The sequence below is a fragment of the Paramicrobacterium humi genome (genome assembly GCF_900105715.1).
Lineage (GTDB): Bacteria > Actinomycetota > Actinomycetes > Actinomycetales > Microbacteriaceae > Paramicrobacterium > Paramicrobacterium humi.
The window spans coordinates 2,670,358-2,684,519 of record NZ_FNRY01000001.1 but is presented as its reverse complement, the minus strand read 5'-3'; the positions used below and the strand labels follow the sequence as shown (position 1 = coordinate 2,684,519).

14 protein-coding genes are annotated in these 14,162 nt (G+C 67.7%); 6 read left to right on the top strand and 8 right to left on the bottom strand.

The features are described 5' to 3' along the window. Positions 1-54: 54 nt before the first annotated feature. Complete coding sequence (locus tag BLV49_RS13345) at positions 55-759, top strand: SOS response-associated peptidase (RefSeq protein ID WP_091185402.1); 705 nt, start codon at positions 55-57, stop codon at positions 757-759. Between the two features lies 1 nt (position 760). On the opposite strand, the gene ku is transcribed toward BLV49_RS13345, so the two are convergent. Continuing rightward, entirely contained in the window at positions 761-1,738 is a 978-nt protein-coding gene (gene ku, locus BLV49_RS13340) for a non-homologous end joining protein Ku (protein WP_091185400.1), read from the bottom strand. 68 nt (positions 1,739-1,806) lie between these two features. Between ku and BLV49_RS13335 the strand changes: the two genes are divergently transcribed. Further along, positions 1,807-4,302 (top strand): ATP-dependent DNA ligase, encoded by a 2,496-nt coding sequence (locus BLV49_RS13335; RefSeq protein WP_091185397.1) that lies wholly within the window; start codon positions 1,807-1,809, stop codon positions 4,300-4,302. Here the strand turns inward: BLV49_RS13335 and BLV49_RS13330 are convergent. Further along, a complete protein-coding gene (locus tag BLV49_RS13330) occupies positions 4,283-5,467 on the bottom strand; it encodes a zinc-dependent alcohol dehydrogenase (protein ID WP_091185395.1) in 1,185 nt (394 codons plus the stop codon). The two genes, BLV49_RS13335 and BLV49_RS13330, sit on opposite strands and share 20 nt — an antisense overlap. A 125-nt stretch (positions 5,468-5,592) precedes the next feature. Here BLV49_RS13330 and BLV49_RS13325 point away from each other — a divergent pair, with 125 nt between their 5' ends. Then, positions 5,593-5,997 carry a hypothetical protein gene (locus BLV49_RS13325; RefSeq protein WP_091185393.1) on the top strand — a complete coding sequence of 135 codons (405 nt, stop codon included), beginning with the start codon at positions 5,593-5,595 and terminating at the stop codon, positions 5,995-5,997. A 96-nt stretch (positions 5,998-6,093) separates the two neighbouring features. Next, positions 6,094-6,768, top strand: coding sequence for a DUF6766 family protein (locus BLV49_RS13320; RefSeq protein WP_091185391.1), 675 nt, complete (start codon positions 6,094-6,096; stop codon positions 6,766-6,768). 35 nt (positions 6,769-6,803) lie between these two features. On the opposite strand, the gene BLV49_RS13315 is transcribed toward BLV49_RS13320, so the two are convergent. The 4 genes from BLV49_RS13315 to pdhA form a co-directional block, all read right to left on the bottom strand. Continuing rightward, positions 6,804-6,998 (bottom strand): hypothetical protein, encoded by a 195-nt coding sequence (locus BLV49_RS13315; protein WP_091185386.1) that lies wholly within the window; start codon positions 6,996-6,998, stop codon positions 6,804-6,806. Positions 6,999-7,119: 121 nt separating this feature from the next. Further along, positions 7,120-8,490: a dihydrolipoamide acetyltransferase family protein gene (locus BLV49_RS13310; protein WP_176980848.1), complete on the bottom strand. Its 1,371-nt coding sequence runs from the start codon at positions 8,488-8,490 to the stop codon at positions 7,120-7,122. Positions 8,491-8,500: 10 nt separating this feature from the next. Next, complete coding sequence (locus BLV49_RS13305) at positions 8,501-9,496, bottom strand: alpha-ketoacid dehydrogenase subunit beta (protein ID WP_091185383.1); 996 nt, start codon at positions 9,494-9,496, stop codon at positions 8,501-8,503. Continuing rightward, a complete protein-coding gene (gene pdhA / locus BLV49_RS13300; RefSeq protein ID WP_091185379.1) occupies positions 9,493-10,605 on the bottom strand; it encodes a pyruvate dehydrogenase (acetyl-transferring) E1 component subunit alpha in 1,113 nt (370 codons plus the stop codon). The genes BLV49_RS13305 and pdhA overlap by 4 nt, the downstream gene beginning before the upstream one ends. Positions 10,606-10,738: 133 nt before the next feature. Here pdhA and BLV49_RS13295 point away from each other — a divergent pair, with 133 nt between their 5' ends. Further along, positions 10,739-11,341 (top strand): TetR/AcrR family transcriptional regulator, encoded by a 603-nt coding sequence (locus BLV49_RS13295; RefSeq protein ID WP_091185376.1) that lies wholly within the window; start codon positions 10,739-10,741, stop codon positions 11,339-11,341. A gap of 87 nt (positions 11,342-11,428) precedes the next feature. Further along, positions 11,429-12,907, top strand: a complete 1,479-nt coding sequence (locus BLV49_RS13290) for an FAD-dependent oxidoreductase (protein WP_091185372.1) — start codon at positions 11,429-11,431, stop codon at positions 12,905-12,907. A 2-nt stretch (positions 12,908-12,909) separates the two neighbouring features. Here the strand turns inward: BLV49_RS13290 and BLV49_RS13285 are convergent, their stop codons facing one another. Beyond that, on the bottom strand, positions 12,910-13,644 hold the full coding sequence (locus tag BLV49_RS13285; RefSeq protein ID WP_143034060.1) for an endonuclease/exonuclease/phosphatase family protein: 735 nt from the start codon (positions 13,642-13,644) through the stop codon (positions 12,910-12,912). A 27-nt stretch (positions 13,645-13,671) separates the two neighbouring features. Next, positions 13,672-14,154, bottom strand: coding sequence for a hypothetical protein (locus BLV49_RS13280; RefSeq protein WP_091185368.1), 483 nt, complete (start codon positions 14,152-14,154; stop codon positions 13,672-13,674). Between the last annotated feature and the right edge of the window lie 8 nt (positions 14,155-14,162).

The following is a 14,162-nucleotide window of genomic DNA, read 5'->3' as shown; positions in this document are numbered from 1 at the left end:
TGCCGGTCCGGCCGGGAATCCGCGACCGTCGGTGGCCCGGGGTAGCCTGTGGGCATGTGCGGACGATTCGCGATGGACGAGACAGTCAACGACCTCATCACCGAGTTCGTCATCGCCACGGGGCAGCAGCCCGAGAACTGGAGTCCCGACTGGCGGCAGGGCTACAACATCAAGCCGACGGAGACCGTCGCGACGGTGTTCGAATCGGTGCGGGACGGCTCCCCCGTGCGGCGCCTCGACGGCGCCCGCTGGTCCCTCGTCCCGTCATGGGCGAAGCACCCAAAGCTCAAGTTCCCGACGTTCAACGCGCGAAGCGAGGATGCCGCGTCGAAGCCGGCGTTCAAGGCGAGCGTCGTCTCGAAGCGCGCGATCGTGCCGGCGAACGGATACTACGAGTGGAAGACGGTCGGGAAGACGAAGACGCCGTTCTACATTCACGATCCCGAGCGGCCGCTCGACATCGCGGCGCTGTACTCCTGGTGGCGCGCCTCCCCCGCTGAGCCGTGGCTGCTCACGGTCAGCATCCTCACGCGGGCGGCACACGGAGCGCTCGCCGAGATCCACGACCGCACACCCGTCACGCTCCCGCGCAGCATGCGCGACATGTGGCTCGACGCCACGATCGCCGGTGATCAGAAGCTCGTGGATGCGGCCGCGGCGGCGTCCCAGGAGGTGGACCTCGAACTCTACGAGGTCGCGCCGCTCGGCCGCGACGCCGACGGACCGGAGCTGATCGATCAGGTCGAGCGCCTGATCTGAGTCACGCGCTCTTCTTGCGAGCCGGCGTCTTCTTCGCCGCGGGCTTCTTCGCGGCAGGCTTCTTCGCCGGGGCTTTCTTGGCGGGCGTCTTCTTCGCCGGGGCCTTCTTCGCGGGCGACTCCTTGGCCGTCGCCGTGTCTGCGTCAGCCGTCTTCTTGGCGGCCGGCTTCTTCGCCGCAGGCTTCTTGCCCTTCGACGCGCGCGACTTCTCCACGCTTCTCTTCAGCGCCTCCATGAGGTCGATGACCTCGGCGCCCTCCTTCTCCGGAACCTCGCCGAACGTGGCCTCGGTGTCGAGCGACTCCCCCTGCTCGAGCTTTGCGTCGATGAGCGTGCGGAGCTCTTCCTGGTACTCGTCGTGGAACTCTTCGGGAGCGAAGTCGGAGGCGAAGCTCTTCACGAGCGCGGCGGAGAGCTCGAGCTCCTTCGCCGTGACGCGCACCTTCTCGTCGAGAACGGGGAACGACACTTCGCGCACCTCGTCGGCCCAGCGCATGGTCTGAATGAGGAGCACGTCATCACGCACGCGAAGCGCCGCGAGCCGCGTCTTCTGCCGCAACGCGAACTGAACGATCGCGGTCCGATCGGTCTTCTCGAGCGTCTGGCGCAGCAGGACGTACGCCTTCGGCGATCTGCCCGAGGGTTCGAGATAGTAGCTGCGGTCGAGGAGGATCGGATCGATCTGGTTGCTCGGCACGAACTCGACAACCGAGATCTCACGGCTGCGTTCCTGCGGGAGCGAGGCGAGGTCCTCCTCGGTGAGAATCACCGTCTCGTCGCCCTCGACGTAGGCCTTGTCGATGTGATCGTACGAGATGACGCGCCCGCACACTTCGCACCGCCGTTGGTAGCGGATGCGGCCGCCGTCCTTGTCGTGCACTTGGTGCAGGCTGACGTCGTGGTCCTCGGTGGCGCTGTACAGCTTGACCGGCACGTTCACCAGTCCGAACGTGATAGCGCCCGTCCAGATCGCTCTCATGGTTACAGTAGAGCGCATTCGGCTGTCAACTGCTAGCCGTTGCGACGCGCACGCGCGAGCATGTATGCATGGCTGGCTCCAAGCAGACCGTGTCGATCGAGGGCCGACGGCTCCAACTCTCGAACCTCGACAAGGTGCTCTATCCGGCGACGGGCATGACGAAGGGCGACGTTCTCGCGTACTACAGTGAGATCGCTCCCGTCATGCTTCCGCACTGCCGGGACCGAGCCGCGACGCGCAAGCGCTGGCCGAACGGAGTAGGCGAGGACGGTTCGGGGCAGATGTTCTTCCAGAAGGACATTGGCGAGGGCGCGCCCGACTGGGTCGACGTGCGCAGCATCCAGCACTCCGATCACGTCAACCGGTATCCGCTCGTGAACGATCTCGCGACCCTCACCTGGCTCGGCCAGCTCGCCGCCCTCGAGATCCACGTTCCGCAGTGGCGCTTCGGCCGAGGCGACGAGAAGCTCAATCCTGACCGGCTCGTGCTCGACCTCGATCCGGGCCCCGGCGTGACCCCGCGCGAGTGCGCCGAGATCGCGCGTCTGGCCCGCGGCATCCTGAACGACATGGGACTCGAGGCGTTCCCGGTCACGAGCGGAAGCAAGGGCATCCACTTGTATGCGCCGCTCGACGGCACGCAGACCTCCGACCAGGTCTCCCAGGTCGCCCACGAGCTTGCGCGGGCGCTCGAGGCCGATCATCCCGACGACATCATCAGCTCGATGAAGCGCTCGGCGCGGGCGGGCAAGGTGTTCATCGACTGGAGCCAGAACAACGCGAACAAGACGACGATCGCGCCGTACTCGCTCCGGGGTCGCGCGCAGCCCACCGTGGCCGCGCCGCGCACGTGGGGCGAACTCGCCTCGCCGCGCCTGAAGCACCTCGACCACACGGAGGTCCTCGCCCGCGTGAAGCGCCGCGGTGACCCCATGGCGGGAATCGAGGCCGGCGGCGACGGCGAGAAGCCGCAGCGCGACCGGCTCACGATCTACCGTTCGAAGCGCGACAGCAGCAAGACGCCCGAGCCCGTTCCCGCCGCTGTCGCGCCGGACGACGGCGACGCGCCGGTCTTCGTGATCCAGCGCCACGATGCGACGCGCCTGCACTTCGACTTCCGGCTCGAGCACGACGGGGTGCTGGTCAGCTGGGCGCTGCCGAAGGGTGTTCCCACCGATCCCAAGCGCAACCACCTCGCCGTACCGACCGAGGACCACCCCATGGAGTACCGCTTCTTCGAGGGCACGATCCCGAAGGGCGAGTACGGCGGCGGCGTCGTCGAGATCTGGGACTCCGGCACGGTGCAGATCTCCAAGTGGCGCGACGACGAGGTCATCGCCACGCTCACCGGGCAGCCCGACGGCGGACTCGGCGGCGTGCGCAAATACGCGCTGTTCCGCACCGACGACGATCCGCAGAAGCCGCAGTGGATGATCCACCTGATGCACAGCGACGCCGATTCCTCCGCCTCGCCCCCGAAGCCGACTCCGAAGAAGACACCGGTGAAGTCATCGTCGAAATCGGCGGCGAAGTCGGCCACGAAGAGCACGACGACGACGGATGCCGCGACGCGCCGCGCCCCCGACGGCAGAGGCCGTGCGTCCCTCAAGCCGATGCTCGCGACGCGCGGCTCGAACGCGGGGCTCGGAGCCCTCGACGAGGACGAGTGGGCGTTCGAGATGAAGTGGGACGGCATGCGCGCGATCGTCTCCGTGGACCACGGCACGGTGCGGGTGCGCAGCCGCTCGGGGAAGGACGTGACGACGGCATACCCCGAGCTCGCGGATGTCGCCGACGCGGTGATGGCGGATGACGCCGTGCTCGACGGCGAGATCGTCGCCGTCGACGCGGCCGGCGTGCCGAGCTTCTCACTGCTGCAGCAGCGCATGAACCTCACGAATCGCCGCGAGATCGCGAAGGTGCGCCAGTCGGTGCCCGTGTCCCTCATGGTGTTCGACGTTCTCGACGTGAACGGCCAGCCGTGCACGAGCCTGCCGTATCAGAACCGGCGCGAGCTGCTCGGCGAGCTGATCGACGAGTCGACGGACGCGCCGCTGAGCGTACCACCCGCCTTCGACGGCGACGCGAACGCGGCCGTGGCCGCGAGCCGGCAGCTCGGGCTCGAGGGAGTCATGGCGAAGCGCCTTGACAGCGTCTACCGTCCCGGCACGCGCTCAGCGGACTGGCTGAAGCTCCCCCACGCCGACACCGCGGAGGTCGTGGTCATCGGCTGGCGTGAGAGCGAGAGCGACCGGCTCGGGATCGCCTCCCTTCTGCTCGCAATGCCGCGCGGCGGCGCTCTCGAGTACGCGGGGCGCGTCGGCACGGGGTTCTCGAACGCCGATCGACGTGACATCAGGGAACGGCTGTCCCGCTCCGAGCGGAAGACGCCGCCGGTCGAGGTTCCCGCCGCTGACCGGCGCGACGCCCGCTGGGTAACGCCGCGGCAGGTCGCCGAGATCAGCTACCGTGAGCAGACGCCCGAGGGACGGTTGCGGCACCCGGTGTGGCGCGGCTGGCGTCCGGACAAGAGCGTCGACGACATCAGTCCGACTGGGGCTTGAGTACGACCTTGATGCAGCCGTCCTCCTTCTTCTGAAAGGTCTCGTACATGCCGGGAGCCTCCTCGAGGGGAACACGGTGGGTGACGAGATCGTCGATGCCGAGGGGATCCGCGGGGTCCTGCACGAGCGGCAGCAGGTCGTCGATCCACCGCTGCACGTTGCACTGGCCCATGCGCAGGGTGAGCTGCCGGTCGAACATGGTCTTCATGGGCATCGGATCAGCCTCACCCGCGTACACGCCGCTGATCGACACGGTGCCACCGCGGCGCACGGCCTTCAACGCCGTGTGCAGGGCGGCGAGCCTGTCGATGCCCGCGTGCTTCATGGCGGGACGGGACAGTGCCTCGGGCAGCATCCCGACGGCCGCCTGCGCGGTCGCGGCGACGGGCGAGCCGTGCGCCTCCATGCCCACCGCGTCGACCACCGCGTCCGGTCCGCGACCGGCCGTGCGATCGTGCAGTTCGGTGATCATGTCGTCATGCAGATCGAGCGTGGATACGCCGTGGCGCTCGGCCATCTGCCGGCGTTCGGGCACGGGATCGACCGCTGTCACCTCGCAGCCCAGGTGACGCGCGATGCGGGCGGCGAGCTGGCCGACGGGTCCGAGGCCGAGCACGGCCACGCTGTCGCCGGCGCCAACGCCGGCGTACTGGACGCCCTGCCACGCGGTCGGCAGGATGTCGCTGAGGAACAGATAGCGCTCATCGGGCAGGCCGTCCGGGACGACGATGCAGTTCGCGTCCGCGCGCAGCACCCGCAAGTACTCGGCCTGTCCACCCGGTACCTGGCCGTACAGGCTCGTGTACCCGTAGAGAGCGGCACCGCTGCCCTGCGACCTGACCTGCGTGGTCTCGCACTGCGTCTGCAGGCCCCGTCGGCACATTGCGCACTCGCCGCAGGCGATCACGAAGGGGACGACGACACGATCGCCGACCTTGACGTGACGAACGTCGGCGCCCACCTCCTCGACGATCCCCATGGCCTCATGCCCGAGCACGTCGCCTTTCGCGAGGAAGGGGCCGAGCAGTTCATATAAGTGCAGGTCTGAGCCGCAGATCGCCGAGCTCGTCACGCGGATGATCACATCACCGGGATCCGTGATCCCAGGATCGGGCAGCGTCTCCACGCTGAGGGTCCGTTTCGCCTTCCAGGTCACTGCGCGCATGGGTTCTCCGCCTTCCGTCGGCCTCCAGCCCAGCTTCTCGTCGGCCGCCGCTCAAGCCCTTGACAGAATCCCGAGCGCTTCGCAAGGTCCGATGGCGGACGTCGGCCGCGCAATATGGTGGTGCCATGACAGATCTCCAGCGCGGGGCGAGCGGCATAGTCCTTGCCGTCGGTCTCACCCTCGGGCTCGCGGCGTGCGGCGCGCAGTCCGAGGTCTCACCGGTTCTCGATACCACCACGTCGTTCCGGCAGGCGATCGCCGACGGCGACGGGCAGGCCGCATGCGAGCTGCTGAACGATGCGACACGCGTGACCCTCGGTTCGGACTGCGCGAATGCGATCGCGAGCGAGGATCTGCCGGGCGCGGCATCCGACACGGGCACGGCCGAGGTGCAGGGCCGCATGGCCATCGTGCAGTTCAACGACGACACGATCTTCCTCGCGAAGACCCCGGACGGCTGGCGGATCACGGCGGCCGGCTGCGTGCCGCAGACCGAGGGACCGTACCAGTGCACCGTGGAAGGACCGTGACATGCGAGCAGTCTTCATCAGCACACTCACCTTCATCTTCGGCGGACTGATCTACATGCTCGTCGTCGGCCTCATCGGACGATAAGGGGAACGAGTATGAAAAGCGCATTCACGTACCACGGCCTGAGCATCGTCCTCGGCGTCGTCTTCATCCTTATCCTCGCCGGCCAGGCGGTGAGCGGTCTCTCGCTATACAACGAGGAGCAGCTGCAGGACGGACTGCAGAAGATCGGCATGCTCGACTACATCACCTCCTCCTCGTTCGTCGTGGACGTCGCGGAGAACTGGCAGTCCGAGTATCTGCAGTTCCTGCTCTACATCATCGCGACGATCTGGCTTGTGCAGAAGGGATCCCCCGAGTCGAAGACCGCTGACAAGGTCGGCGTCGAGAGTGACGAGGACCAGAAGATCGGTGAGTACACCCAGGAGGACTCGCCGCGCTGGGCGAAGAAGCGGGACTGGAAGCTCGTCGTCTACTCGAACTCGCTCGTGATCGTGATGGCCGTCATCTTCTTCTTCTCCTGGCTCGTGCAGGGCGTGGCGGGGCACGTGAACTACAACGAAGAGCAGATGAAGGCGCTCGAGGCGCCGATCCCGTTCGGCGAATACCTGCTCTCGGCGGAGTTCTGGAACCGGACGCTGCAGAACTGGCAGTCGGAGATCCTCGCGGTCGTCAGCATGGCCGTTCTCGCGATCTTCCTCCGCCAGCGCGGATCGTCGCAGTCGAAGCCCGTGGGCGAGCCGCACGACGCCACTGCTGTGGGAGGCTGAGCGGCGGACACGGAACCCGCCGCTCAGCCGGTCGGCTACTGGCCGCCGTCCTCGACGCGGCGGGCGCGCTGCTCGGGAGAGGACGACACGTCCTCGCTGTACTCGTCGAGCACATCGGCGGTGTCGCCGATCGTGGTCTCCTGCACAGGCTCATCGTTCTCGCGTAAGTGCTCGGCCTGCTCCTCTGCGGAAGCGTCGTCGGGCAGTCCGCCCCGGTTCGAATCGCTCATGGTTCCCCTTTCCGTTGCTACGACAAAGGCCGGCATCCGACCGCTTTCGCGGAGATGCCGGCCGGTGTCGCTTCGACGCTACGGGCCGTTCCCCGCAGTGTCACGGGGTTGACACGTCAGGTCAGGCGATGATCGTCCAGGGGTTCTCGATCAGCTTCGTGAGCGTCTGCAGGAACTGCGCGGCAAGAGCACCGTCGATGATGCGGTGGTCGGCCGACAGCGTGTAGCGCATGATGTGGCGGGCGACGATCTCGCCATCCACAACGACCGCCTCCTGCTTCGTGCCGCCGACCGCGAGAATCGCGCCCTCCGGCGGGTTGATGATCGCCGTGAACTGCTCGACGCCGAACATCCCGAGGTTGCTGATCGTGAAGGTCCCACCGGACATCTGCGCCGGGCTCAGCTTCTTGTCCTGCGCAAGGCCCACAAGGCTCTTCGCCTCCGCGCCGAGCTGCGTGACCGTCTTCGTGTCAGCGTCGTCGATCACGGGAACGACAAGGCCGTTGTCGCTCGCGACGGCGACGCCCACGTTGATGCGCTTGTGCCGCAGCGTGTGGTCTGCGTCGTCGCCCACGTAGGACGCGTTGATCTCGGGGTGCTGCCGCAGTGCGAGAGCGGCCGCGCGGATGATGAGGTCGTTGATGCTGACCTTCGTGCGGCCCGCGGCGACGAGCTGCTCGTTGAGCGAGCCGCGCAGCTTGACGAGCTCCTCGGCGTCCGCAGACGCCGTCACGAAGAACACGGGGGTCTCGCGGGCGCTCTCCCCCAGCCGGCGCGCGATCACGCGCCGCACGTTGCTCATCGGGACCTTCTCGGAGTCGCGACGCTCGTCGGCGGACGGTGCGGACGGCTTCTGTGCGGGAGCCTTCTGCTCAGCCTTCTTCTGCTCCGGCTTCGTCTCGGGAGCGGGCGCCTCCGACAGGAGAGGCTCGATGTCGGCGCGGATGATGCGACCGCCGGGGCCCGTGCCCTTCACCTTCGACAAGTCGAGGTCGTAGTCCCGCGCGAGCTTGCGCACGAGCGGGGACGCGAACTGCCGTTCACCGTCGTCCTGCGGCTCCTCGTGGGCGGTGGCCTCGTCAGCCGTCGGCTCCCCGTGGGTGGCGGCTTCGTCAGCCGTGGCCGGGGTGGCCTCCTCGTCGGCCTCCGCTTTCTGCTGGCTCTCCGCGTCAGCGGCATCCGACTTCTCCGCCGGCGCCGACTCGGCCTGCGCCGTGTCGGCGTCCGCCTTGTCGTCACTCGGGGCGCTGGCGCCCGAGCCGTCGTCGATGCGCGCGATCGGAGTGCCGATGGAGACGAGCTCTCCTTCGTCGACGAGGATCTCGGCGAGCGTTCCCGCCTCGTACGCCTCGTACTCCATGGTGGCCTTGTCGGTCTCGATCTCGACGAGGACGTCGCCGACCTCGACGGTGTCACCCGGCTTCTTGTGCCACGTGGCGATCGCGCCCTCCTCCATGGTGTCGGAGAGTCGCGGCATGGTGATATCGATCATGATCTTCGTCTTACCTGCGGTGCCCGACCGCGTCGAGGGTCTGACGAATGGCGTTCTTCACGTCATCCGCTGACGGCAGGGCCGCCGTCTCAAGTGGCTTCGCGTACGGCATGGGCACTTCGGCCATGGCGACGCGACGAACCGGCGCGTCGAGGTAGTCGAACGCTCCATCCGAGATGGATGCCGCGACCTCCGCACCGATTCCGTAGGTCAGCCAGTCGTCCTCGAGGACGACGGCGGCGTGTGTCTTCTTCACCGATTCGATGAACGTCTCGCGGTCGAGAGGGCGAAGGCTGCGCAAGTCGACGACCTCGATGTCGAGGCCCTCCTTCTCCGCCAGTTCATCCGCGACCTCTTGCGCGACGTGCGCCATGCGCGAGTAGCCGATGAGGGTGAGGTCCTTGCCCTCGCGGGTGACCTTCGCCTTGCCGATCTCGGCGGGCTCGATGTCGTCGGGGACTTCGCCCTTCGTGTTGTAGAGACCGAGGTTCTCGAGGAACAGCACGGGGTCGTCGTCGCGGATCGCGGCCATCAGCAGCGCCTTCGCGTCTGCCGGGTTGCTGGGCGCGACGACCTTCATGCCGGGAACGAACGAGTAGTACAGCTCGATGTTCTGCGAGTGCGTCGCGCCGAGCTGCTGCCCGCCGCCACCGGGGGTGCGAATAACCATGGGGACCTTCGCCTGACCGCCGAACATGCCGTAGATCTTGGCGGCGTGGTTCACGATCTGGTCGAGCGCGAGCAGCGAGAAGTTGATGGTCATGATCTCGACGACGGGACGGAGCCCGATCATCGCGGCGCCGATCGCGGCTCCCGTGAAGCCTTCCTCGGCGATGGGCGTGTCACGCACGCGCTTCTCGCCGAACTCCTCGAGCATCCCCGCCGTGATCTTGTAGGAGCCCTCGAAGACGCCGATCTCTTCACCCATGAGGAAGACGTTCTCGTCGCGCAGCATCTCCTGGCGCAGGGTGTCGTGCAGGGCCTGCCGGTACGTCATGATGCTCATGCGCGGCCTCCGTTCTGGGGGAAGGGCGCCGGTTCGAACAGCGGCTCGCCGGGCAGGCGGCGCGAGTCGTTCGGGACGGGCGTTGCGTAGGTGTAGTCGAACAGGGTCGACACGTCGGGGTGAGGACTGTTGGCGGCGAAGTCGGCCGACTCGGCCGCGAGCTTCTTCGCGTCATCGTCGATCTTCGACATCAGCTCATCATCAATGACGCCGTCTTCCTTGAGCTTCGTGCCGAAGGTGACGACCGGGTCGTTGAGCTTGAGCTGCTCCACCTCCTCGGCGGAACGGTACTTCGCGGGGTCGACGACCGAGTGGCCCTTGAGGCGCTCGGTCATGACCTCGAGCAGGAAGGGCTTACCGTCGCGGGCCGAGGCCACCGCGCGCTGCGCTGCCTCGTACACGGCGACAGGATCGAGCCCGTCCACCCGCTCGGACTCCATCCGGTATGCGGCTCCGCGCTTGTACAGTTCGGGCTCGGCGGACGCCTTGTCCACCGTGGTGCCCATGCCGAGCTTGTTGTTGATGATCACGAACACGCACGGCAGGTTCCACAGCGCCGCGATGTTCAGCGACTCGTGGAACGCGCCGATGTTCGTCGTTCCGTCGCCCATCGTGCACATGACGACGTCGTTCTCGCCGCGGTACTGGATGCCGAGCGCCACACCGGTCGCGAGCGGGATCTGGCCGCCGACGATGCCGTAGCCGCCGAGCAGGCGCGCTTCGAAGTCGAACATGTGCATCGACCCGCCCCAGCCCTTCGAGACGCCGTCATCGCGGCCGTAGAGCTCGGCCATGACGCGGTTGGGGTCGATGCCGCGGGCCAGAGCGTACCCGTGCTCGCGGTAGTTGGTGAACAGGTAGTCGCTCGGCTTGAGGGCGGCCATCAGTCCGACGACTGCGGCCTCCTCACCGAGGTTCAGGTGACAGTAGCCTCCGACCAGCGCCTGAGTGTAGGCGCGCGACGCCCGCTCTTCGAAACGGCGGATGTCCATCATCTGCCGGTAGAAGTCGATCAGCTGGTCTTTGTCCACCTTCGGCTCGGACGCTGATTTCTTGCGGGTCGTAGTGGTCGAGCGTGATGTCGTCTTCCGCGGGGTCCGCGTGGCCATCAAGAACTCCCTTCGACCTCCCTTGTGGGGGGCCTCTAACGCATTAGCAGCCAAAATGAGACTGTTCGGTATCATTGTATGGCATGGAGTGGTCGGACGCACCTATTCTAGGGTGCTCCGGACAGGAGAGAGCATGACGGCATCCCCGGCTACTGGCCCGGCGCGCAAGCGCGGCCGCCCGACCGCCGCCGAGCGGGTGCAGCGCCGAGCCCAGATTCTCGATGCCGCCCTGATCGTCTTCCTCGAACGCGGCTTCGGGAACACGACGATCGAACAGCTCGCGCAGGCCGCGCGCGTGAGCAAGCGCACGATCTACAGCTATTTCGGCGACAAGGCGGCCGTCTTCAGCGAAATGGTGCAGAGCCTCGCCAAGGGCGTCAGCACCGATCCCCCGCCCGACGACACGCTCGAGTCCCTCTCGATTCGCATCGTGCGTCGCCTCCACTCCGCCGAGCTCATCGGCCTGCACCGGCTCGTCATCGCCGAGTCGACGCGATTCCCTGAACTCGCTGTCACGCTTCACGCGAACGGCGATGAACGCCACATCGCACGCCTCGCCGAGCACCTCCGCGGCGAACGCGGCCTCGATTCCGACGAGCTCGCCCGCACGCTGTTCACGCTTCTGCTCGGGCAGCCGCACCGGATGCGTCTTCTCGGCCTGCTCGAACCCGTCACTGAGGAGGGAGCGAGAGCACAGGCGCTTGCCGCGCTCGCGGCGCTGGGGCTCTCACGCTGATCTCGTCGGTCCCGTCAAGGGGTTGCCGCGCGACCGAACCCGCGATCGACTGAGGAGCCCAGCTTCCGCCGAACGAATGGGACGGACATGACCTCACTGTGGCTCGCCAGGCATGAGCTTCCCCCAAGCGATCCTCTCGACCGCCTGGACGGCGCTGAAGACATCATCGTCGGAGCAGGGCTCACGGGCCTCGTCACCGCGCTGCTGCTCGCCCGAGCCGGGCGCCGTGTCGCCGTTCTCGAGGCCCGCACGCTGGCCGCGGTGACGACGGGCAACACGACGGCGAAGCTGAGCCTCCTGCAGGGGGCGCGGCTGCAGGAGGTGCAGCATCGCACGACCCAGCGTGTCGCACGCGCCTACCTCGACGCGAACCGCGCGGGCATGGACTGGCTCACCGAGTTCATCGGCGACGCGGGCGTTCCGATGCAGCGCCGACAGAGCGTGAGCTATGCGGCGACGGACAACGGCGCCGCGCTCATCGACCGGGAGTACCGCGTCGCCCGGTCGCTCGGGCTGCCTGTCACGCGGCTGGCGGACGCGGGACTGCCGTTCCCGACCCGCGCCGCGATCGGGCTCGCCGATCAAGCGCAGTTCGATCCCCTCGACGTCGCGCTCGCCCTCGCCGCCGAGCTGCGCACGCTCGGCGGAACGATTCACGAGGGTGTGCGGGTGCGGGGAGCGAAAGCCGGGCGCCCGGTGGTCGTCCACACCTCGGTCGGCGACGTCACCGGGTCGACGCTCACGCTCGCGAGCGGGACTCCGGTTCTTGATCGGGGCCTGTACTTCGCGAAGCTCGAGGCCAAGCGCTCGTACGCGGCAAGCTACGCCGTGAACGGGCCGCTGCCCGCGGCGATGAGCCTGAGCGTCGATCAGCCCACGCACTCCATCCGCACGACGCCGAGCGACGACGGCGGGGAGCTTCTGCTCGTCGGCGGGCTCGGCCACGGCGTCGGGCGGCATCCGTCCCCCGCCTCCCGAGTGGCGCATCTCGATGAGTGGACCCAGACGCACTGGCCCGGAGCCCGACGCACGCACGTGTGGAGCGCGCAGGACTACGAGTCTCCGCACGGCGTGCCGTTCGTCGGCCACCTGCCGCGGGGGCGCGGACGCGTCTACCTGGCGACCGGGTACGACAAATGGGGCATGGCGAACTCGGCCCAGTGCGCGCTCACGCTCGCCGCGACGATGCTCGGCGAGCTTCCGGACTGGGCGCGCGTCCTGCACCACAGGATCACCACTCCCGTCGCGCTCGCCCGCGGCCTCGGCATGGGCGCGGCGGTCGCTCGTCACTACGCCACGGGGTGGGCGGGAGCGCTGCGGTCGCTGCCGGCGGATGCGCCACGGGAGGGCCAGGGCGCCGTGGGGCGTGAGGGCATTCGTCTCGTCGCCGACTCATGCGTCGACGGAACGAGGCACCGCGTCTCCCCCGTGTGCACGCACATGGGGGCGATCCTGTCGTGGAACGACCAGGAGAAGTCGTGGGACTGCCCGGCGCACGGGTCGCGCTTCACCGCGGACGGCTGTCGGCTGGAAGGCCCGGCCTGCCGCGACCTGCGGAGGAAGTGAGCTCAGATCACGAAGTCGTCGGGGCGGTCCGGCAGCTCGTCGGTCTTCTCGAGGTCGACGCCGAGCGGCGGTCCGAAACCGGAGTCCACGAGGATCGGCATGTGATCGGAGAGCCCTCGCGGAAGCGTGACGACGTGCTCGATGTCGAGGCCGATCGACGTGGCGAAGTCGAAGTGGCCGCGGAAGAACTTGTAGCGCGTGTACGTGCGCGCGTCGCTGAGCGTCAGCTCGTAGCCACGACCGCGCACCCGCTGCGTGAGCCCGTTCTTGAAGACCGGGTAGTTGTAGTCGCCCACCATGAGGGTCGGAACGCCGGGGCCCATCATGTGCAGCACCTCGTGCGCTGAGCGGATCTGATTGCGGCGAAGGGAATTGAGCGCCGTCAGCGGAGCCGCATGGAAGGACGCGACGATGACGTCCCGGCCTTCCTCCATGTCGGTCAGGCGCGTGCCGATCAATCGCTCGTGCGCCGGTCGAAGCACACGGTCGTGCAGGGACTTCTTGAGGGCGAACGTCTGGGTGTCCACCGCCGTGAAGCGGTCTCCGTTGTAGTAGATCGCCAGTCCCAGTCGATTCCGGCTCGTGGAATCGGCGAGTCGGAGCGAGCCGACCTCTTGCGGCAGCGCGACCGTGTCGACCTCCTGCAGGCACACCGCGTCCGGGCGGTACTCCTCGACGAGCGAGACGAGTTCTCCGACGGCGCGGTTCTTGCGCAAGTTGTAGCTGATGACCTTCACGGTGCCTCCCTTGGGGCCGTTTCCACATTACGATGCGAAGTCGTGCGCTTCCTCCGTGCGCGGCGTCCGCAGCGCGAGCCTCGCGAAGATCGCGGCGGCGATCGACGTGCCGAGGTAGACGACGGCGAGCGGGTTGCACAGCGCCGTCGACATCTCGAGCGCGAACCCGTCGCCTGCGGGGGCGAAAAGCGATCGCGGTCCCGTCCCCGTGATCTCAGGGACGGTCAGTCCGAACAGGATGCCGGCGGTCGCCGAGAACGAGAGGGCGACGATCACCGGAACGATGCGATGCCCGAGCGCCAGGGCGCGCCGAAGCCACACTCCGCTGAGCACCTGCAGCACGAGGCCGACAGGCGCGAGGGTGCACGCCATGATGACGGCGACGGGTCCCGTCATGCCGAACAGCGCGCGGCTGCCGACCACCCAGAGGGCGACAAGCACGCCGACGACGATCGTGAGAACGCCGACGGTCGTTGCGCGTGTGGTGATCGTCTGCAGGTCTGCTGTCATGATGGGGT

Bases quoted from the DNA above. Each gene is read 5' to 3' on its own strand.
- BLV49_RS13330 (WP_091185395.1), bottom strand. From the start codon at position 5,467: ATGCGCGCAGTGACCTGGAAGGCGAAACGGACCCTCAGCGTGGAGACG.
- BLV49_RS13305 (WP_091185383.1), bottom strand. From the start codon at position 9,496: ATGAGCATCATGACGTACCGGCAGGCCCTGCACGACACCCTGCGCCAG.
- BLV49_RS13295 (WP_091185376.1), top strand. From the start codon at position 10,739: ATGACGGCATCCCCGGCTACTGGCCCGGCGCGCAAGCGCGGCCGCCCG.
- BLV49_RS13325 (WP_091185393.1), top strand. From the start codon at position 5,593: ATGACAGATCTCCAGCGCGGGGCGAGCGGCATAGTCCTTGCCGTCGGT.
- pdhA (WP_091185379.1), bottom strand. From the start codon at position 10,605: ATGGCCACGCGGACCCCGCGGAAGACGACATCACGCTCGACCACTACG.
- ku (WP_091185400.1), bottom strand. From the start codon at position 1,738: ATGAGAGCGATCTGGACGGGCGCTATCACGTTCGGACTGGTGAACGTG.
- BLV49_RS13335 (WP_091185397.1), top strand. From the start codon at position 1,807: ATGGCTGGCTCCAAGCAGACCGTGTCGATCGAGGGCCGACGGCTCCAA.
- BLV49_RS13290 (WP_091185372.1), top strand. From the start codon at position 11,429: ATGACCTCACTGTGGCTCGCCAGGCATGAGCTTCCCCCAAGCGATCCT.
- BLV49_RS13310 (WP_176980848.1), bottom strand. From the start codon at position 8,490: ATGATCGATATCACCATGCCGCGACTCTCCGACACCATGGAGGAGGGC.
- BLV49_RS13315 (WP_091185386.1), bottom strand. From the start codon at position 6,998: ATGAGCGATTCGAACCGGGGCGGACTGCCCGACGACGCTTCCGCAGAG.
- BLV49_RS13345 (WP_091185402.1), top strand. From the start codon at position 55: ATGTGCGGACGATTCGCGATGGACGAGACAGTCAACGACCTCATCACC.
- BLV49_RS13320 (WP_091185391.1), top strand. From the start codon at position 6,094: ATGAAAAGCGCATTCACGTACCACGGCCTGAGCATCGTCCTCGGCGTC.
- BLV49_RS13280 (WP_091185368.1), bottom strand. From the start codon at position 14,154: ATGACAGCAGACCTGCAGACGATCACCACACGCGCAACGACCGTCGGC.